Origin of the sequence: Streptomyces sp. NPDC051133 (assembly GCF_040682635.1) — a bacterium.
Lineage (GTDB): Bacteria > Actinomycetota > Actinomycetes > Streptomycetales > Streptomycetaceae > Streptomyces.
On the sequence record NZ_JBFBBK010000018.1, the window covers coordinates 1 to 17,913 of the forward strand.

A 17,913-nucleotide genomic window follows, 5' to 3' on the forward strand; every position below is an offset into this window, starting at 1 on the left:
GGCGATCCTCTATGTGCCGGGCCTGCTGCAGACGGAGGACTACTCGCGTGCGGTCTTCTCGTCCAGGCTTCCTGAACTGACCGACGACGAGTTGGTTCACGCCCCCGGCGGGCGGCCTCGACCCCCGCATGCTCTGGCCGAACATCCTGGAGGCCGTCAAGAACCGCCGGCGCTTCACCTGGATCCTGCTCAGTCAGAACGCCCAGGTGACCGGCTTCGACGGCACCACGCTCCAGCTCGGCTTCGTCAACTCCGGTGCCCGCGACAACTTCGCCGGCAGCGGCAGCGAGGACGTGCTGCGGCAGGCGCTGGCCGAGCAGTTCAACGTGCAGTGGAAGATCGAGGCGATCATCGACCCGTCCGGCGGCGGCTCCGCGCCCCCGCCCGCGGGCGGCTCGCCGGGCTACGGCGGCGCAGGCGGCTACGGCGGCGCGTCCTCCGGTGGCGCGGGCTACGGCGGTGCGCCCGCCGGCGGTGGCGGCGGTGGTGGCTACGGCACCCAGTCCGCCGCCCGTCCGGCGGCTCCCGCGTCGGCCCCGCAGCCGTCTACGGCCCCTCAGGGCGCCTCGGCGGCGCCCGCCCGCCCGGCCCCGCAGCCCGCCGCGCCCGAGCCGCCGGCTCCGGTCGCCCCCGAGGACGACACCCCTGAGGACGACGATCCGGACCTGGACGAGTCGGCCCTGTCCGGCCACGACCTGATCGTCCGGGAGCTGGGGGCGACGGTGGTGGAGGAGTTCTCGAACGAGTAGGGACCGCCCGGGCGCGCCGGTACGGCGCGGCCCGCGCCCCGCACTCTTGGAGGAACCCCCAACTCCACCGGCGCCCGACCTTCGGCGACCTTGCCAGTAGGCTGACCCCGTGAAGGTCCTCGTCATCGGCAGCGGCGCCCGCGAACACGCCCTGTGCCGCTCCCTGTCCCTCGACCCCGACGTCACCGCGCTGTACTGCGCCCCCGGCAACGCCGGCATCGCCGAGGTCGCCGAGCTGCACCAGGTCGACGCGCTCGACGGCGCGGCGGTCTCCGAGCTGGCCGGCCGCCTCGGCGCCGAGCTGGTCGTCGTAGGCCCGGAGGCCCCGCTGGTCGCCGGCGTGGCCGACGCCGTGCGCGCGGCCGGCATCCCGGTCTTCGGCCCGTCCGGGGAGGCCGCCCGGCTGGAGGGGTCCAAGGCCTTCGCCAAGGACGTCATGGCGGCGGCCGCGGTGCCGACCGCCCGCTCCTACGTCTGCACGACGGCCGAGGAGGTCGCCGAGGCCCTGGACGCCTTCGGCGCCCCCTACGTCGTCAAGGACGACGGGCTGGCCGCGGGCAAGGGCGTGGTCGTCACCGAGGACGTCGAGGCCGCCAAGGCGCACGCCGCCGCCTGCGAACGGGTGGTCATCGAGGAGTTCCTCGACGGCCCCGAGGTCTCCCTGTTCGCCGTCACCGACGGCGAGACGGTCGTCCCGCTCCAGCCCGCCCAGGACTTCAAGCGCGCCCTGGACGGCGACGAGGGCCCGAACACCGGTGGCATGGGCGCGTACTCGCCGCTGCCGTGGGCCGACCCCAAGCTGGTCGACGAGGTGCTGCAGACGGTGCTGCAGCCGACGGTGGACGAGCTGCGCCGCCGCGGCACCCCGTTCTCCGGCCTGCTCTACGCCGGGCTCGCGATCACCTCGCGCGGAGTGCGGGTGATCGAGTTCAACGCCCGCTTCGGCGACCCCGAGACCCAGGTCGTGCTGGCCCGGCTGCAGACGCCGCTGGCCGGTCTCCTCATGGCCGCCGCGACCGGCAACCTCGCCGACCTGGCGCCCCTGCGCTGGAGCGAGGAGGCGGCCGTCACCGTCGTCGTCGCCTCGCACAACTACCCGGGCACCCCTCGCACGGGCGACCCGATCACCGGCCTGGACGAGGTGACCGCCGAGGACGCCCCGCACGCGTACGTGCTGCACGCCGGGACCCGGCGGGACGGCGACGCGGTCGTCAGCGCGGGCGGCCGGGTGCTGTCCGTCACGGCCGTCGGCGTGGACCTGGCACAGGCGCGCGAGCGGGCGTACCGGGCGGTGGACCGTGTCCGCCTGGACGGCTCCCAGCACCGCACGGACATCGCGGCGAAGGCGGCGCAGGCGTAGCGTCCCGACGGCCTCAGCGGCGCATTCTCGACCTGATCGGGCCCCGGACCGGAATCCGGGGCCCGATCTTTGCTGTCTGTCACCCAGCTCTGACCAACGCCATTCCATCGAGTGAGCAATCGCCCATATGGATGACGGGGGCCGGGGCCCCAACTAGGGTGCCGCGCAAGTGTTCCGGCACTTGGCCCACCGGCATTGCGATGTCGGTGGCGGGTGCCACAGTGGGGGAGTGAGCAACACCAGGACAGCACGGCAATCGACGGGGAGGGGGTGAGGTCGGCTCGTGACCGGAATCGGTGTGGAGATGGGCGCGCAGGCGGCGCGCTCCCGCGCCCTCGCCGTGCTGCGGGTGCGGGGCCGGGCGCTGGCCGTGGCCCTGCTGCCCGCGGGTGCCGCGGTGATCCTGCTGACCGGGGGTGCCACCGGTCATCTCACCGGCCCGGGCTGGGACACCGTCCGCTGGGTCGTCTGTGTGCTCGCCGTGCTGGTGCTGCTGGCCGCCGCCGGCATCGCGCTGGTCGTGGCGCGGGCCCGTCCCGCCGTGAGCCCGACGGTGCCGGTGGCCGAGGAGTCCGCCCCGGACCTGTACCGGATGGTGCGCGACCTCGCCGACCGCCTCGACGTGCCGGCCCCCTCGGCGATAGCGCTCACCCCGGACTGCGACAGCTGGCTGGAGGACCGCGCCCATTCGGCCCACGGCCCGCCCCCGCGCCCGGCGGCGGACGAGATAGCCGGCCCGGGCCACCGCCGCGCGCCCCTCGCGCCGGTCCTGGTCATCGGCTCCCCGTTCCTGTGGTGGATGCGGGTGGGCGAGCTGCGGGCGGTCCTCGCCCCGGTCATCGCGGGTACGGGCCCCTCGGCACACCCCGACATAGCCGCCGCCCGCCGCTTCGTGCGCGGACTGGACGCGGCGGTGGCCGTGGCCGCGACGCCGGGCCGCTGTCCGGCGACCCGAGGGGTGTGCGCGGTGCTCGGCTGGGTGGCCCGGCTGCTGCTCCGCGGCTGCCGCGAGCACGCGACGCAGATGGAGCGGGGCGTTGCCGCGGCGGCGGCCGAGCGGGCGCAGGCCGTGGACTACGGCCTCAGGATCGTCGCCCAGGAGCAGGTGGGCCTCGCCTACGCCGGCTGGGACCGGCTGCTGACCCGGGTGGCGCTGCCCGCCTGGCGCATGGGCCGCTGGCCGTCCCGGCTGGACGCGGGCGTGGTCGCGGCACTGACGGAGCTGTCCCGGCGCGACCGGCTGGCCGAGGGGTTCGCCTCCCGCCTCGGTGAGCGTCCCGCCTGCGACCTGCTGGAGGAGCCCGGCGCGATCGACGAGGCCACCTCCCTCCTCGCCGCCCGCCTCTTCCACGGCGGCCCCGCCGAGACCGGCCCCGACTGGGCCCCGGTGGAGTGGCAGGCGTATCCGGAGGAGGTCGTGGACCGCACATGGCGCGCCGACGCGGCCCGCCTGCACCGGGTCCTGGACTCCCTGGGCGTCCGCCCGTCCCTCGACCCCGCCACCCCGGACCCCGGCGGTCCCACCCTCTCCCGGGTCCTGGACCACCTCACCGAACCGACCCCCGCCACGCCCCTGCTCCACCCCTCGGACACCGAACTCCCCACGAGCCCCGACCTCACCACGGGGACGGCCCCCGGCTCCGCCGAGCCCAGCCCGGTCGGAGAGACGGCCCCCGGCGGTTTCACCGGGTCCGGGGTGGTGGGTGAGAGCGCCGATCCCGTCCGTTTCTCGGAGCCCGGTCCCATCGCCGAGTCCGCCTCCGGCGGTTTCGCCGAGTCCGGGCGCATGGACGAGTCCGCCGATCCCGGGCCGGCTGCCCAGCCTGGTCCCATCGCCGAGTCCGCCGATCCCGGCCGTTTTGCGGAGCCTGGTCTCATCGGTGAGTCCGCTCCCGGCCGTTTCGCCGAGTCCGGGCGCATGGACGAGTCCGCCGATCCCGGGCCGGCTGCCCAGCCTGGTCCCATCGCTGAGTCCGCCGATCCCGGCCGTTTTGCGGAGCCTGGTCTCATCGGTGAGTCCGCTCCCGGCGGTTTCGCCGAGTCCGGGCGCATGCGTGAGCCCGGCGCTCCCGGCCTGGCTGCCGAGCAGAGGTCCGCCGGAGTGACGGCCCCCGGCGGTTTCGCCGAGTCCGGGATCGTGGGGGAGAGCGTCGCTCCCGGCCCCGCTGCCGAGTCCGGTCCGATGAGGGAGCCCGCCGGCCCCGGCCCGCTCGCCGAGTCCGGGACGGCCAAGGAGACAGTCCGTACGGGCTTGAGCGGCGAGTCGGCACCCACTGAGGCCATCGAGCCCGGCGCCGCCGAGACGTCCACGCCCGCCCCCGGCGCCCCCGGCCCCCAGCAGCCCCCGACCGAGGCCGGAGCCGTAGAGGAAGCCGCCGCCCCCGCCGGGCCCGTGGTCGCCGCACAGGACACCCTCGCCCCCGCCGGGCCCGTGGCCGCCGCCGGGCCCGGTGAATCGGCCACCCCCTCCACGGAAACGACAGCCCTCCACCCCGACGACGACACCGACCCCGGTACCGAGCGCAGCGCTGTTCTCGCCGCCGGGCTCAGTGCACAGTTGGCCCGTGAGGAGGCTGCCGTGCCGCGAGGGGCGTCCGCTGCCGGGCGGTGTCCCGAGAGCGCGCTGTGGGACGACGGCGGACTGCCGCTGTTCCCGCTCCAACCCCCGCGCACCGGCCGCGATCTGCTCGCCGACCACGTCACGGCGATGGTGTGCTGCGCGGCCGTGGACACCGCCGGCGCGGTCCCCGCCCTGGACTGGCTGGACGGCCCCTCCCTGCTGCTGGACGGTGAGCGGGCCGCCGATCTGGCGCCCAAGGTCCGCAGCCTGATCGAGGAGGGAGACCCGGGCCCGCTGCGCGACTGGCTGGCCGCGTCCGGGATACGCCCCGAGAAGCCCGTACGGCTCGTCTGACCCCCGCTCCCCCTCGTACCCGGGCGGCCCGTACCCGCAGCCGTACGCCACCACCGCCCCCGTCGTAACGGAGAAGGGACTTCCACTTCAGGTCAATTCGCAACGACTAGTGACCGAGCCCGTGCGTTATGTGATGTGCTGGGACCGACCACGCCTTTGGCAAAGGCTTGCGACATACGACAGCCCGGCCGAGCACAACGCGCACGGCCAGCCCAAGGCAGACCAGCAGACCAGCAGACCAGCACCACCGAGACAGCGCACGGGGGCATGAGGGAGGGGAGCGACCATGGCCTCGGACCACATCCGCCGCTGGGAGTCCGGAGCGCTCGCGCACGCCGTCACGGACCCCTTCGGTCAGGGCCCGGTGCCCTGGCTGCGCGGCAGTGAGACCTATTTCGACGACACCGGTCACGTCGTGCCCTGGTACGTGGACCCGAGCCAGCCGCAGCCGACCGGGGAGAACCCGCGCGTCCCGGCCCCCCGCTCGTCCGGTCCCGGCCCCCGCTCGGCCGACGACGTGCACCGCCAGATCAAGGGCTTCACCTCCTCCGGCGCGGTCACGCCCGGCGAGGCGATCGACTTCCACATCACGGTCGAGCGGCCCCAGGAGTTCAGCGTCGACATCTACCGGATCGGCCACTACGGCGGTGACGGCGCGTCCAAGATCACCACCAGCCCCCGGCTGTCCGGCATCGTGCAGCCCGCGCCGCTGGCCGCCGACCGCACGGTCTCCTGTCACCACTGGTGGCTGTCCTGGCGCCTCCAGGTGCCCTCCCACTGGAGCATCGGCGCCTACGTGGCCGTCCTGACCACCTCCGACGGCTACCGCTCCCACGTGCCGTTCACGGTCCGCGACGATCACCCCGCCGACCTGCTCCTGCTGCTGCCGGACATCACCTGGCAGGCGTACAACCTGTACCCGGAGGACGGCCGCACCGGCGCCAGCCTCTACCACGCCTGGGACGAGAAGGGCGGCCTGCTGGGCGAGGCCGACGCGGCGACCACGGTCTCCTTCGACCGCCCCTACGCCGGCGCGGGCCTCCCGCTCCACGTGGGCCACGCCTACGACTTCATCCGCTGGGCCGAGCGCTACGGCTACGACCTCGCCTACGCCGACGCCCGCGACCTGCACGCCGGCCGCGTCGACCCCGCCCGCTACCGGGGCCTGGTCTTCCCCGGCCACGACGAGTACTGGACGGTGCCGATGCGCCGGGCCGTCGAGGAGGCCCGAGACCGTGGCACCTCGCTGGTCTTCCTCTCCGCCAACACCATGTACTGGCAGGTCGAGCTGGGCCCGTCCCCGTCCGGGGTGCCCGACCGGCTGCTGACCTGCCGCAAGCGCAAGGGCCCCGGAAAGCCGGTGCTGTGGCGGGAGATCGACCGGCCCGAACAGCAGCTGGTCGGCATCCAGTACGCGGGCCGCGTCCCCGAGCCGCACCCGCTGATCGTCCGCAACGCAGGCCACTGGCTGTGGGAGGCGACCGGCGCGCACGAGGGCGACGAGATCGAGGGCCTGGTGGCCGGCGAGGCCGACCGGTACTTCCCGCGCACCGCCCTGCCGGACCACGACGAGCGCATCCTGCTCGCCCACTCCCCCTACACCGACAACGACGGCGTCCAGCGCCACCAGGAGACCTCCCTGTACCGCGCCCCCTCCGGCGCCTGGGTGTTCGCCTCCGGCACCTTCGCCTGGTCCCCGGCCCTGGACCGCCCCGGCCACGTGGACCCCAGGATCCAGCGCGCCACCGCGAACCTGCTGGACCGCATCTGCAAACGCGACTGACCCTCCGGCAGCGTCCGGCGCCCCCGCCGACCGCCCTGGAAGCGTCCGGCGACCCCCTGGCCGAAACCGTTCGCCCGCATAAGGGAGAATCGAGGCACTTGGACAGAACCACGGGGAGGAACCGTGTCCGGATTCGTAGAAAAGCCCGAGCCGATCCAGGTTCCGGGCCTGGTGCACCTGCACACCGGAAAGGTGCGCGAGCTGTACCAGAACGAGGCGGGCGACCTCGTGATGGTCGCCAGCGACCGCATGTCCGCCTACGACTGGGTGCTGCCCACCGAGATCCCCGACAAGGGCCGCGTCCTCACCCAGCTCTCCCTGTGGTGGTTCGACCAGCTGCGCGACCTGGCCCCCCACCACGTGATCAGCACCGAACTGCCCGCGGGCGCCCCGGCCGACTGGGCGGGCCGCACGCTGATCTGCAAGTCGCTGAAGATGGTCCCGGTGGAGTGCGTGGCCCGCGGCTACCTCACCGGCTCCGGCCTGCTCGAGTACAACGAGTCCCGTACGGTCTGCGGCCTGGCCCTCCCCGAAGGACTGGTCGACGGCTCGGAGCTGCCCGCCCCGATCTTCACCCCGGCCACCAAGGCCGAGGTCGGCGAGCACGACGAGAACGTCTCCTACGAGGAGGTCGCCCGCCAGGTCGGCGCCGAGACCGCCGCCCAGCTGCGCCAGGCCACGCTCGCCGTGTACTCGCGGGCCCGTGACATCGCCCGGGACCGGGGGATCATCCTGGCCGACACCAAGTTCGAGTTCGGCTTCGACGGCGACGCGCTCGTGCTCGCCGACGAGGTCCTCACCCCGGACTCCTCCCGCTTCTGGCCGGCCGACCAGTGGCAGCCGGGCCGCGCGCAGCCGTCGTACGACAAGCAGTTCGTCCGGAACTGGCTGACCTCCGCCGCCTCCGGCTGGGACCGCACGAGCGAGCAGCCCCCGCCGCCGCTGCCGCAGGAGGTCGTGGAGGCGACCCGGCAGAAGTACGTGGAGGCGTACGAGCGCCTGACGGGTGTCGGCTGGCGCTGACCCGCCCCGCCCCCGGGAGACCGGGGGCAACGCAAAAGGCCCCCGGTCTCCCGGGGGCCTTGCTGGAGCGGACGACGAGGCTCGAACTCGCGACCTCAACCTTGGCAAGGTTGCGCTCTACCAACTGAGCTACGTCCGCACTGCGCCGTGGCGCGAGAGCAACTATACCCAACCTCGCTCCCGTGCGAGACGCACCGCCGTATGACGGTTCTCCGCCCCCAGTTTCGTGACGGCCGAGGAGAGGTAGTTCCGCACGGTCCCCGGCGACAGCGCGGCCCGCTCGGCGATCTCCGTGACCGGCGCGCCGTCGGCCGCCAGCTCCAGCACCTCGGCCTCCCGCGCCGTCAGCGGGGAGTCCCCGGCGGAGATCGCGTCGGCGGCCAACTCGGGGTCCACGTAGCGGTTCCCGGCATGCACGGTCCGGATGATCTCGGCGAGCCGCTGCGCGCTGACCGTCTTCGGGACGAACCCGCGCACACCGGCCGCGAGCGCCCGTTTCAGGTGGCCGGGCCGCCCGTGTCCGGTGACGATCAGCACCTGGCAGTCCGGCAGTTCGGCGCGCAGGGATGTGGCGACCTTCACACCGTCGGCGCCCGGCATCTGGAGATCGAGCACGGCCACATCGGGTTCATGGGCCCGCGCCATCGCCAACGCCTCGGGGCCGCCGGCCGCCTCCGCGACGACGAGGAGATCGTCCTCCAGCGACAGCAGCGCGGCCAGCGCGCCCCGGATCAGATGCTCGTCGTCGGCAAGCAACAGCCGTACCACAGTACTCACGATGTGACTCCACTCACTTCCTGCCTCAGTGGCACCTCGGCCACCACCAGGAACCGTTCTCCGGGCACCGGCCCGGCCTCCAAGGTCCCGCCGACGGCCGCCAGCCGCTCCCGCAGCCCGGCGAGCCCGGAACCCCCGCCCCCGTCGGGGGCCGCGGACAGCCCGTCGTTCTCCACCGTCAGCACCGCACGTCCCTCCAGCGTCCGCAGCGCCACCCGGCACCGGCTCGCGTCCCCGTGCCGCAGCACGTTGGTGGTCGCCTCACGCACCACCCAGCCGAGCGCGGACTGCACGTCCGCGGGCAGCCCCGCCGTCTCCGCACGCACCTCGCAGTCGATTCCGGCGGCGGACAACACCCCTTGCGCACCGGAGAGTTCGGCCCCGAGATCGGCCTCGCGGTAGCCGCGTACGACGGCCCGTACCTCCCGCTGGGACTCCTGCGCGATGCGCTGCACCTCGATCATCTGCTCCACGGCCTCCGGCCGTCCCCGCCGGGCCAGTTGCACGGCCAGCTCGCTCTTGAGCGAGATCACCGACAGGTTCCGCCCCAGCACGTCGTGCATGTCCCGCCCGAACCGCAGCCGCTCCTCGGCGACGGCGAGCCGGGCCCGGGTCTCCCGCGCCTCGTCCAGCTCGTACACGCAGTTGAGCAGCCAGAGGGAGAAGATGCAGGTGAGGGCGAGGAACCCGCCCCCAAGGAACACCATGAGGCCGGTGACCACCGCGAGGGGCCAGGGCACGCCCAGCGGCACCGCGATCAGCGCGGCGCCGCAGGCGAACCCGGAGACGACCGCGAACGTCCGCCGCCGGCTGCGCAGACCGAGCGCCTGCATGCCCCCGCCCCAGCAGAACAGCCCACCGTAGACCGTGCCGACGGCGGTCCCGGCGCCCGTGCCGGCCGGTCCGTACCGGTGCGGCAGGAGCGCGGTCACCGCCAGGACCACGGTGAGGGCGGCGAGCGCGCACAGCGCCCCCATCGGCTGGGCGCGCCGGCCCCGCGTCCAGTCCAGGGCCAGGGAGGCGGTCACCGCGACCGCCACCGCGTGCACGGCGACCATGGCGACCAGCCGGCCCGCGAGCCCCGGCGGCACGTGCCCGACCACGGGCAGGCCCACGCCGAGGACCTCCACCGCGATGAAGAAGTGGAACGACCAGCGTGTGTACGTCTCGACCTTCGCCGGAGTGGTCTTGCGCCTCCACCAGCCGTACGGCCCGGTCATCCCCGTCCCCCCGTCCCCCGTCACTCGCCGTCCCGGTGCCGCGCCCGCTGTCAGCGCCGCGGCTCCCACCGGAACCACCGTCCTACAGCAAACACCGCGAGGACGGCCCAGGCCAACGCCGTCAGGAGGGCGCCGAACGCGTCGTGCGCGCTCAACTGACCGGTCCAGCCACCGTGGACCAGCCGGATCGCCGGGGACAGCGGGAGCAGTTCGCACGCGGAGGCCAGACCGTCCGGCATGACCTCCGTGGGGATCATGAGCCCGGAGCCGATCATCGACAGGAACACCATCGGCAGCGCGGTGACCTGGCCGCTCTCCACGGTCCTGGTGAAGGACGCGGTGAGCGCGGCGAGCGCGGCACTGACCAGGTACCCGGCCACCAGCCCCGGCAGGATCAGGTACGGCGCCCTGGGCGCGCCGGTGTGCAGCAGGACCGCGCACCCGGCGCACAGCAGCAGTGCCTGGGCCAGGCCGATGCCGACGGCGGGCAGGGCGGTGCCGGTGAGGATCTCGGCGTCGGAGAGCTCCCCGGTGCGCAGCCGCTTCAGGACGAGTTCCTCGCGGCGGGCCACGTAGACGTTGACCAGGGAGGTGTAGACGGCGAAGAGGAAGGAGAAGCCGACCGCGGCCGTCAGCAGGGTGGTGCCGACGCTCAGCCCCCGCTTCTCCAGATCGAGCTGGTCGACGGCCGGCCGCACGCTGAACGGCAGCAGCAGCGGCACGGTCAGCGCGGTGAACACGACTCCGCGGTTGCGGCCGAGGAGGGCGAGTTCGGCGCGGGCCAGTGCCCGCAGCCGCCGGCCCGTCGTCGTCCGGTCACCGCTCCGCGCGCCGACCCGCCCCGCCACCCGGACACCACTCACGCCGCATCCCTCCGTCTTCATGCCGCCCCCGCAACGGACTTCGACCCCGACCCGGTCACCGTTCTCGGCCTGGTTCGTGTCTTCGGCCCGGTCACCGTTCTCGGCCTGGTTTCTGTCTTCGGCCCGGTCACCGTTCTCGGCCTGGTCCCTGTCTCCAACCCCGTCACCGATTTCGCTCCCGCCCCTGTCTCCGACTCCACCCCCGGCTTCGACCCCGGCCCGCTCCCTGACCCGGTCACGGATTTCGGCCTGGTCACCGACTCCGGCCCCGTCCCTGCCCCGGAGCCCGTCACCGACTCCGGCCCCGTCCCTGCCCCGGAGCCCGTCACCGACTCCGGCCCCGTCCCTGCCCCGGAGCCCGTCACCGACTCCGGCCCCGGCGCGCGCTCCGGACGACAACCGCGCTCCGGACGAAACCCGCGCTCCGGTCCCGCTCGCACCGTGTCCCCTCGTGTGCGCCCCCGGGCCGCTCATGTCGCCGTCTCCCGTGCGTGTTCGCTCGCGATCCCGAGGAACGCCTCCTCCAGCGAGGCGGACCGCACGTCGAGGCCGCGCAGTTCGACGCCCGTCCGTTCGGCCCAGCCCAGCACCGCGGCCGCGGTGCGCTGCAGTTGGGTCGTCCGCAGCCGTACGACTCTTCCGTCGCTCTCGTGGTCGCAGACACCGAGGTCGGCCAGCGGCGGCAGGTCGCCGAGGAAGTAGCCGTCGGGCAGTTCGAAGGCCATCCGGGAGGGCCGGCCGGCGGTGACCTCGGCCGGGGTTCCGGAGACGGCGATCCGGCCCTCGTGCAGGATGGCGAGCCGGTCGGCGAGGCCCTCGGCCTCCTCCAGGTAGTGCGTGGTGAGCAGTACGGTCGTGCCCACGTCGCGCAGGGCGCGTACCAACTCCCAGGTGCCGCGGCGGCCTTCCGCGTCGAGCCCGGTCGTCGGCTCGTCCAGGAAGAGCACCTCGGGGTCGCCGAGCAGGGCGAGCGCCAGGTCGAGCCGGCGCCGCTCACCACCGGAGAGCTGCTTGACCCGGACGTCGGCCTTGTCCGCCAGTCCCACCGGCCCCAGGACCTCGGCCGGCGGCCGCGCCCCGCTCGTGCACCCCGCCCACATCCGGGCGGTCTCGGCGACGGTGAGCTCGGCCGGGAAGCCGCCCTCCTGGAGCATCACGCCGGTCCTGGGCCGTACGGCCGCCCGCTCCCGGTGGGGATCGTGGCCGAGGATGCGGACCTGCCCCCCGGCGGGTGCGGCGAGGCCCTCCAGCAGTTCGACCGTCGAGGTCTTGCCCGCCCCGTTGGTGCCGAGCAGCGCGAAGATCTCCCCGCGGGCCACGGAGAAGCTGATTCCACGCACGGCCTCGAACGCGCCCCCGTAGACGCGCCTGAGATCGGTGACCTCAATCACGTGTTCGTGTTCGTCGTAGTGCATGAAGCCAGCGTCCCGGCGTGCGGGCCGGGCCGGCAGTGCGCGATGTCATCGTCCGGCATGACAAATGTCAGACGAGCGGGGACAACGAAAAGACCCCGGTCCAGTGGACCGGGGTCTTTTTCCTGAGCGGACGACGAGGCTCGAACTCGCGACCTCAACCTTGGCAAGGTTGCGCTCTACCAACTGAGCTACGTCCGCACTGCCCCCGACCGGCTCCCACCGATCGGTGCGAACACCAGCCTACCTGATCCACAAGAGTGGTCGGTGACCGATGTCAGAGCGGGTGACAGGAATCGCACACTGCGCCTTCCCCCTGGAAGGGGGATGTTCTACTACTGAACTACACCCGCATGGTCCTCGGGATCCGGCCTTTCGGCCTCGCCCCTCGGCGTGCTGCAGACATTAGCTGATCAGCAGGGGGGTTGCGCAAGTCGGCTCCCCCGCTCGGCCCGGTGCCGCGAAGTGCACGGCCCTCAGGGCCCGCTGACGGACCCTGAGGACTCGCCCCTTCGCGGGCTCACTGCGCGGCGCTGAACGCCTCGTAGACCTTCTTCGGGATGCGTCCACGGGCGGGGACGTCCATCTTGTTGGCCTGGGCCCAGGCGCGGACGGCCGCCGGGTCGGGGGCGACCTCCGTCTGCTTGTACGCCTTGCCGGACCGCGAGCGCTTGCGGCCGGCCTCCACGAACGGCGCGAGCGCCTTGCGCAGTTTCTTGGCGTTGGTTTCGTTCAGGTCGATCTCGTACGACTTGCCGTCGAGTCCGAAGGCGATCGTTTCCGCCGCTTCCGAGCCGTCGATGTCGTCAAAGAGAGTGACCACGACCTTTTGCGCCACGAATATCGGTCCCTTCGTGCGGCACGTCGATACAGCTCACGGCGATGACGTGCCGAGTATCGGCTATTGCCAATTCATTTGTACAGTGCCCGGCAATGCAAAGTGAAGCCCGACTAAATCCGTCCGCGTGTCCGAGCACAATAGGCGGCCGCCGCGGACCGTCGAACTTTCCCAGAACTTTTCGTGGCGGTACGGCTTCGACACCCGATCGTGATGCGCCTCACGTAGTTTCCTCCAACTCTACCCGCGTAGAAATTTTGTGCGGGTAGTCTGAAGGAACCTGCTCAGCACCACACACCGGGAGTGCCAGTGGCACGCGTCGTAGTCGACGTCATGCTCAAGCCGGAGATCCTCGACCCCCAGGGCCAGGCGGTCCAGCGTGCGCTGCCGCGCCTGGGTTTCACCGGGATCTCGGACGTACGTCAGGGAAAGCGATTCGAACTGGAAGTTGACGGGCCGGTCGACGAGGCCGCACTCGCCCGCATCCATGATCTGGCGGAATCCTTCCTCGCGAACACCGTGATCGAGGACTTCGTCGTCAAGGTCGAAGAAGTGGCGGAGGCGGCCAAGTGACCGCTCGTATTGGCGTCGTCACTTTCCCCGGCAGTCTGGACGACCGGGACACCCAGCGCGCGATCCGTGTCGCGGGCGCCGAACCGGTCGCCCTGTGGCACAAGGACAAGGACCTCAAGCAGGTCGACGCCGTGGTGCTGTGCGGAGGTTTCTCGTACGGCGACTATCTGCGCGCCGGTGCCATCGCCCGCTTCTCGCCGGTGATGGAGCCGCTCGTCGAGCAGGCGAAGGCCGGTCTGCCGGTCCTCGGTATCTGCAACGGCTTCCAGATCCTCACCGAGGCCCACCTCCTCCCGGGCGCCATGCTCGGCAACGACCACCTCCACTTCATCTGCCGCGACCAGAAGCTGCGGGTGGAGAACGCGGAGACCTCCTGGACCGGCGACTACCGCCAGGGCCAGGAGATCCACATCCCGCTGAAGAACATGGACGGCCGGTACGTCGCCGACGAGTACACGCTCGACAAGCTGGAGGCGGAGGGCCGCGTCGCCTTCCGGTACCTGGTCCGCGGCGAAGCCGCTGATGGATACGGCAACCCGAACGGCTCGCTGCGGGACATCGCCGGCATCACCAACGAGGCGGGCAACGTCGTCGGCCTCATGCCGCATCCGGAGCACGCCGTAGAGCCGCTGATCGGTACGGGCCGTACCGACGGGCTCCCGTTCTTCACCTCGATCCTCAAGAAGCTGGTCAACGCATGAGCCGGACGCCTCTGGACACGGTCGAGCACGCGGCCGCGACCCCCGACGTCGAGCTGCCCTGGGCCGAACTCGGTCTGAAGAAGGACGAGTACGAGCGGGTGGTGGAGATCCTCGGCCGCCGCCCGACCGGTGCCGAGCTCGCCATGTACTCGGTCATGTGGTCGGAGCACTGCTCGTACAAGTCCTCCAAGGTCCACCTGCGCCAGTTCGGTGAGAAGGCGCCCGAGAACGACGCCATGCTCGTCGGCATCGGTGAGAACGCCGGTGTGGTGGACGTCGGCCAGGGCTACGCGGTCACCTTCAAGGTCGAGTCGCACAACCACCCGTCGTACGTCGAGCCCTACCAGGGCGCGGCCACGGGCGTCGGCGGCATCGTCCGCGACATCATCGCGATGGGCGCCCGCCCGGTCGCGGTCGTGGACCCGCTGCGCTTCGGCGCGGCCGACCACCCGGACACCAAGCGCGTCCTGCCGGGCGTCGTCGCCGGCATCGGCGGCTACGGCAACTGCCTGGGCCTGCCCAACATCGGCGGCGAGGTCGTCTTCGACGCCTGCTACCAGGGCAACCCGCTGGTCAACGCCGGTGCCATCGGTGTGATGCGGCACGAGGACATCCACCTCGCCAAGGCCTCCGGCGCGGGCAACAAGGTCATCCTGTACGGCGCCCGCACGGGCGGCGACGGCATCGGCGGCGCCTCGATCCTCGCCTCGGAGACCTTCGACGACGCCAAGCCCTCGAAGCGCCCCGCGGTCCAGGTCGGCGACCCCTTCCAGGAGAAGCTCCTCATCGAGTGCACCCTGGAGGCGTTCCAGGAGAAGCTGGTCGTCGGCATCCAGGACCTCGGTGCCGCCGGTCTGTCCTGCGCCACCTCCGAGCTGGCCTCGAACGGCTCCGGCGGCATGCGCGTGACCCTGGACGACGTCCCGCTGCGCGACTCCACGCTCTCGCCCGAGGAGATCCTCATGAGCGAGTCGCAGGAACGCATGTGCGCGGTCGTGGAGCCGGAGAAGGTCGACCGCTTCCTGGAGATCTGCGAGAAGTGGGACGTCATCGCCACCGTCATCGGTGAGGTCACCGACGGCGACCGGCTGGAGATCTTCTGGCACGGCGAGAAGATCGTCGACGTGAACCCGCGCACGGTGGCGCACGAGGGACCGGTCTACGAGCGCCCGTACGCCCGCCCCGAGTGGCAGGACGCCCTCCAGGCCGACGACGCGGGCAAGCTGCCGCGTCCGGAGACGGGCGAGGAGCTGAAGGACCAGGTCCTGAAGCTGATCGCCTCCCCGAACCAGGCCTCCAAGAAGTGGATCACCTCCCAGTACGACCACTTCGTGCAGGGCAACACCGTCCTCGCCCAGCCGGAGGACTCCGGCATGATCCGCGTGGACGAGGAGACCGGCCTCGGCGTCGCCATCGCCACGGACGGCAACGGCCGCTACGCCAAGCTGGACCCGTACACGGGCGCCCAGCTGGCCCTGGCGGAGGCGTACCGCAACGTCGCCACCACGGGTGCCAAGCCCCTCGCGGTCTCCGACTGCCTGAACTTCGGCTCGCCCGAGGACCCGGCGGTGATGTGGCAGTTCGCGGAGGCCGTGCGCGGTCTGGCCGACGGCTGTCAGCAGCTGGGCACCCCGGTGACCGGCGGCAACGTCTCGCTCTACAACCAGACGGGCGAGGCGGCGATCCACCCGACCCCGGTCGTCGCCGTCCTCGGCGTGATCGACGACGTGGCCCGCCGCACCCCGGTCGCCTTCCAGGAGGAGGGCCAGCTGCTCTACCTCCTCGGTGACACCCGCGAGGAGTTCGGCGGCTCCGCCTGGTCCCAGGTGGTCCACGACCACCTCGGCGGCCTGCCTCCGAAGGTCGACCTGGAGCGGGAGCGGCTGCTGGCCGAGATCCTGATCTCCGCCTCCCGCGACGGCATGGTCGACTCCGCGCACGACCTGTCCGACGGCGGTCTGGTCCAGGCCGTGGTCGAGTCCGCCCTGCTGGGCGGCAAGGGCGCCCGTCTGGTCGTCCCGGACGGCCTGGACGCCTTCACCTTCCTGTTCTCCGAGTCGGCCGGCCGCGCGGTCGTCGCCGTGCCGCGCTCGGAGGAGGTCCGCTTCAACGACATGTGCGGTGCCCGCGGCCTGCCGGTCACCCGCATCGGCGTCGTGGACGGTGACACGGTGGAGGTGCAGGGCGAGTTCACACTCACCCTGGAGGAGCTGCGCACGGCGCACGAGGACACCATCCCGGCGCTGCTGAAGTAGTCCGCCGTACGCCTGTGAGGGCCCCGCCCGGGACACCGGGCGGGGCCCTTTCCGCGTGGCCGGGGCTTCCCCGGCCACGCGCTCGCCCTGGTCGAAAACGGCCTGAAGGGCCACGGGGTGAAGGCATAGGCTCACCGCCATGCCACCGGCCAAGAAGCGCGCGCGCAGCTACGACCCCGCCAGGACCCGAACAGCCGTCCTCGCCCAGTTCGGGAACGTACGAGAGGCCGTACGCGGCCTGGGACCCGAGCAGTTCGCCCGGCCCACGCGGCTCGGCGAGTGGACCGTCCGCGACCTCGTCGCGCACATCGGCATGGCGCTCGGCGCGCTCCACCGGGCGCTCGCCCTGCCCGAGCCGCCGAGGGCGGACGCCGTGCTGCTCGACTGGCCCTTCGCCACCTCGGCCAACTCCGCCGCCATCGACGAGTTCACCCGGAACCTCGCCGCCGAACAGTCCGACCTGCACGCCTACCTGACGGACGTCGAGCAGACCCTGCGCGCCCTGCTCGACGAGCATCCCGGCGGCCGGCTCGTCGGCACGAGCGCCGGTGCCCTGTCCCTGGACGAGTACCTGGTCACCCGTGCCGTCGAGCTCGTCGTGCACACCGACGACCTCAACGACGCCGTGCCGGGCCTCGACGTCCCGCACGACCGGCAGGCCCTGGCCGCCACCACCCGGCTGCTCGCGGACGCCCTCGCCGTGAAGGCGCCCGGCGGCTCCACCGAGGTGCGTGTGCCGCCGTACGCCGTCGTGCAGTGCGTGGAGGGCCCGCGGCACACCCGCGGCACCCCGCCCAACGTCGTCGAGACCGACCCCCTGACCTGGGTCCGGCTCGCCACCGGCCGTCTGACCTGGAAGGACGCACTGGCCGAGGCCAAGGTCAGCGCGAGCGGCGAGCGCGCCGACATCGGGGAGCTGCTGCCGATCATGGCGTAGCGGAACCACTCGCCCCATCGAGCCGTCGAACCGGTATGAACCGGTACAAGCAACGCGTGACGGCGGCGGCGCTGGCCGTCGTGTTCGGCCCCCTGGGGGTGGCCTGCGGCGGGGCGAAGGGGGACAGTGGTCCGGTGGCCGCACACGAACCCGTGACCGGCGTCGAGTGGCGGGTCGACAGCGTCACCACCGACGGGACGACCCTGCGCGCCCCCGCCGCCGCCCGGCTGCGCATCGACGCGGACGGAAGGGCGGCGGGCAACCTGGGCTGCAACCAGTTCAGCGCCCAGGCCACCGTGCACGGCGACCGGATCACCTTCGGCGGCCTGCGCACCACCCGGATGGCCTGCGACCCCACCCGGATGACCTTCGAGCGGGCCCTGGCCCGCGCGCTCGGCGGCCAGACGCTCACCGGCACGGCCGAACACGGGACGCTCGTCCTCACCACGGGTCACGGGGAGCGCGTGCACCTCAGCCGCGGCACACCCGAATGATGTGCGACACCTCA

The 17,913-nt window shown here is 72.5% G+C and carries 14 protein-coding genes, 3 tRNA genes and 2 pseudogenes; 11 read left to right on the forward strand and 8 right to left on the reverse strand.

Annotation, left to right across the window (positions count from 1 at the left end; translation table 11 throughout):
- The 6 genes and pseudogenes from AB0N17_RS19590 to AB0N17_RS19615 all read left to right on the forward strand — a co-directional run.
- Positions 1-94 (forward strand): annotated as a pseudogene (locus tag AB0N17_RS19590) (Scr1 family TA system antitoxin-like transcriptional regulator); the annotation flags it as partial.
- 10 nt (positions 95-104) lie between these two features.
- A pseudogene (locus AB0N17_RS19595) lies at positions 105-749 on the forward strand (DNA polymerase III subunit gamma and tau); the annotation flags it as partial.
- A gap of 109 nt (positions 750-858) precedes the next feature.
- Positions 859-2,109, forward strand: coding sequence for a phosphoribosylamine--glycine ligase (gene purD, locus AB0N17_RS19600; RefSeq protein ID WP_366012632.1), 1,251 nt, complete (start codon positions 859-861; stop codon positions 2,107-2,109).
- 283 nt (positions 2,110-2,392) lie between these two features.
- Positions 2,393-5,023, forward strand: a complete 2,631-nt coding sequence (locus AB0N17_RS19605; protein WP_366012633.1) for a hypothetical protein — start codon at positions 2,393-2,395, stop codon at positions 5,021-5,023.
- Between the two features lie 286 nt (positions 5,024-5,309).
- A complete protein-coding gene (locus AB0N17_RS19610) occupies positions 5,310-6,806 on the forward strand; it encodes a N,N-dimethylformamidase beta subunit family domain-containing protein (protein WP_366012634.1) in 1,497 nt (498 codons plus the stop codon).
- Between the two features lie 123 nt (positions 6,807-6,929).
- Positions 6,930-7,829, forward strand: coding sequence for a phosphoribosylaminoimidazolesuccinocarboxamide synthase (locus tag AB0N17_RS19615; RefSeq protein ID WP_366012635.1), 900 nt, complete (start codon positions 6,930-6,932; stop codon positions 7,827-7,829).
- A gap of 63 nt (positions 7,830-7,892) precedes the next feature.
- Here AB0N17_RS19615 and AB0N17_RS19620 read toward each other — a convergent pair.
- The 8 genes from AB0N17_RS19620 to AB0N17_RS19655 form a co-directional block, all read right to left on the reverse strand.
- Positions 7,893-7,968: transfer RNA gene (locus AB0N17_RS19620), tRNA-Gly, on the reverse strand.
- A gap of 23 nt (positions 7,969-7,991) precedes the next feature.
- Positions 7,992-8,597 (reverse strand): response regulator transcription factor, encoded by a 606-nt coding sequence (locus AB0N17_RS19625; RefSeq protein WP_366012812.1) that lies wholly within the window; start codon positions 8,595-8,597, stop codon positions 7,992-7,994.
- A 5-nt stretch (positions 8,598-8,602) separates the two neighbouring features.
- Positions 8,603-9,826, reverse strand: a complete 1,224-nt coding sequence (locus AB0N17_RS19630; protein WP_366012636.1) for a histidine kinase — start codon at positions 9,824-9,826, stop codon at positions 8,603-8,605.
- A 50-nt stretch (positions 9,827-9,876) separates the two neighbouring features.
- Positions 9,877-10,674 carry an ABC transporter permease gene (locus AB0N17_RS19635; RefSeq protein ID WP_366012813.1) on the reverse strand — a complete coding sequence of 266 codons (798 nt, stop codon included), beginning with the start codon at positions 10,672-10,674 and terminating at the stop codon, positions 9,877-9,879.
- Positions 10,675-11,159: 485 nt separating this feature from the next.
- The gene (locus tag AB0N17_RS19640) at positions 11,160-12,104 is read right to left on the reverse strand and encodes an ABC transporter ATP-binding protein (protein WP_366012637.1); all 945 of its coding nucleotides are present in this window, start codon (positions 12,102-12,104) and stop codon (positions 11,160-11,162) included.
- Positions 12,105-12,229: 125 nt separating this feature from the next.
- A tRNA-Gly gene (locus AB0N17_RS19645) sits at positions 12,230-12,302 on the reverse strand.
- Positions 12,303-12,382: 80 nt separating this feature from the next.
- Positions 12,383-12,454: transfer RNA gene (locus AB0N17_RS19650), tRNA-Gly, on the reverse strand.
- Positions 12,455-12,621: 167 nt separating this feature from the next.
- Positions 12,622-12,939 carry an Lsr2 family protein gene (locus AB0N17_RS19655; RefSeq protein ID WP_366012638.1) on the reverse strand — a complete coding sequence of 106 codons (318 nt, stop codon included), beginning with the start codon at positions 12,937-12,939 and terminating at the stop codon, positions 12,622-12,624.
- Between the two features lie 309 nt (positions 12,940-13,248).
- Between AB0N17_RS19655 and purS the strand changes: the two genes are divergently transcribed.
- From purS to AB0N17_RS19680, 5 genes are all read left to right on the forward strand, one after another.
- A complete protein-coding gene (purS, locus tag AB0N17_RS19660) occupies positions 13,249-13,512 on the forward strand; it encodes a phosphoribosylformylglycinamidine synthase subunit PurS (RefSeq protein WP_366012639.1) in 264 nt (87 codons plus the stop codon).
- Entirely contained in the window at positions 13,509-14,213 is a 705-nt protein-coding gene (gene purQ, locus AB0N17_RS19665; RefSeq protein ID WP_366012641.1) for a phosphoribosylformylglycinamidine synthase subunit PurQ, read from the forward strand. Before purS ends, purQ begins: the two co-directional genes overlap by 4 nt.
- Entirely contained in the window at positions 14,210-16,468 is a 2,259-nt protein-coding gene (gene purL, locus AB0N17_RS19670) for a phosphoribosylformylglycinamidine synthase subunit PurL (RefSeq protein ID WP_366012642.1), read from the forward strand. Before purQ ends, purL begins: the two co-directional genes overlap by 4 nt.
- A gap of 139 nt (positions 16,469-16,607) precedes the next feature.
- Positions 16,608-17,405 (forward strand): sterol carrier family protein, encoded by a 798-nt coding sequence (locus AB0N17_RS19675; RefSeq protein ID WP_366012643.1) that lies wholly within the window; start codon positions 16,608-16,610, stop codon positions 17,403-17,405.
- Between the two features lie 56 nt (positions 17,406-17,461).
- Positions 17,462-17,899 carry an META domain-containing protein gene (locus AB0N17_RS19680; protein WP_366012644.1) on the forward strand — a complete coding sequence of 146 codons (438 nt, stop codon included), beginning with the start codon at positions 17,462-17,464 and terminating at the stop codon, positions 17,897-17,899.
- Positions 17,900-17,913: the final 14 nt, after the last annotated feature.

What these genes read in the sequence shown, in the direction of transcription:
- AB0N17_RS19610 (WP_366012634.1), top strand. Translation starts at nt 5,310, where the DNA reads ATGGCCTCGGACCACATCCGCCGCTGGGAGTCCGGAGCGCTCGCGCAC.
- AB0N17_RS19640 (WP_366012637.1), bottom strand. Translation starts at nt 12,104, where the DNA reads ATGCACTACGACGAACACGAACACGTGATTGAGGTCACCGATCTCAGG.
- AB0N17_RS19630 (WP_366012636.1), bottom strand. Translation starts at nt 9,826, where the DNA reads ATGACCGGGCCGTACGGCTGGTGGAGGCGCAAGACCACTCCGGCGAAG.
- purL (WP_366012642.1), top strand. Translation starts at nt 14,210, where the DNA reads ATGAGCCGGACGCCTCTGGACACGGTCGAGCACGCGGCCGCGACCCCC.
- AB0N17_RS19675 (WP_366012643.1), top strand. Translation starts at nt 16,608, where the DNA reads ATGCCACCGGCCAAGAAGCGCGCGCGCAGCTACGACCCCGCCAGGACC.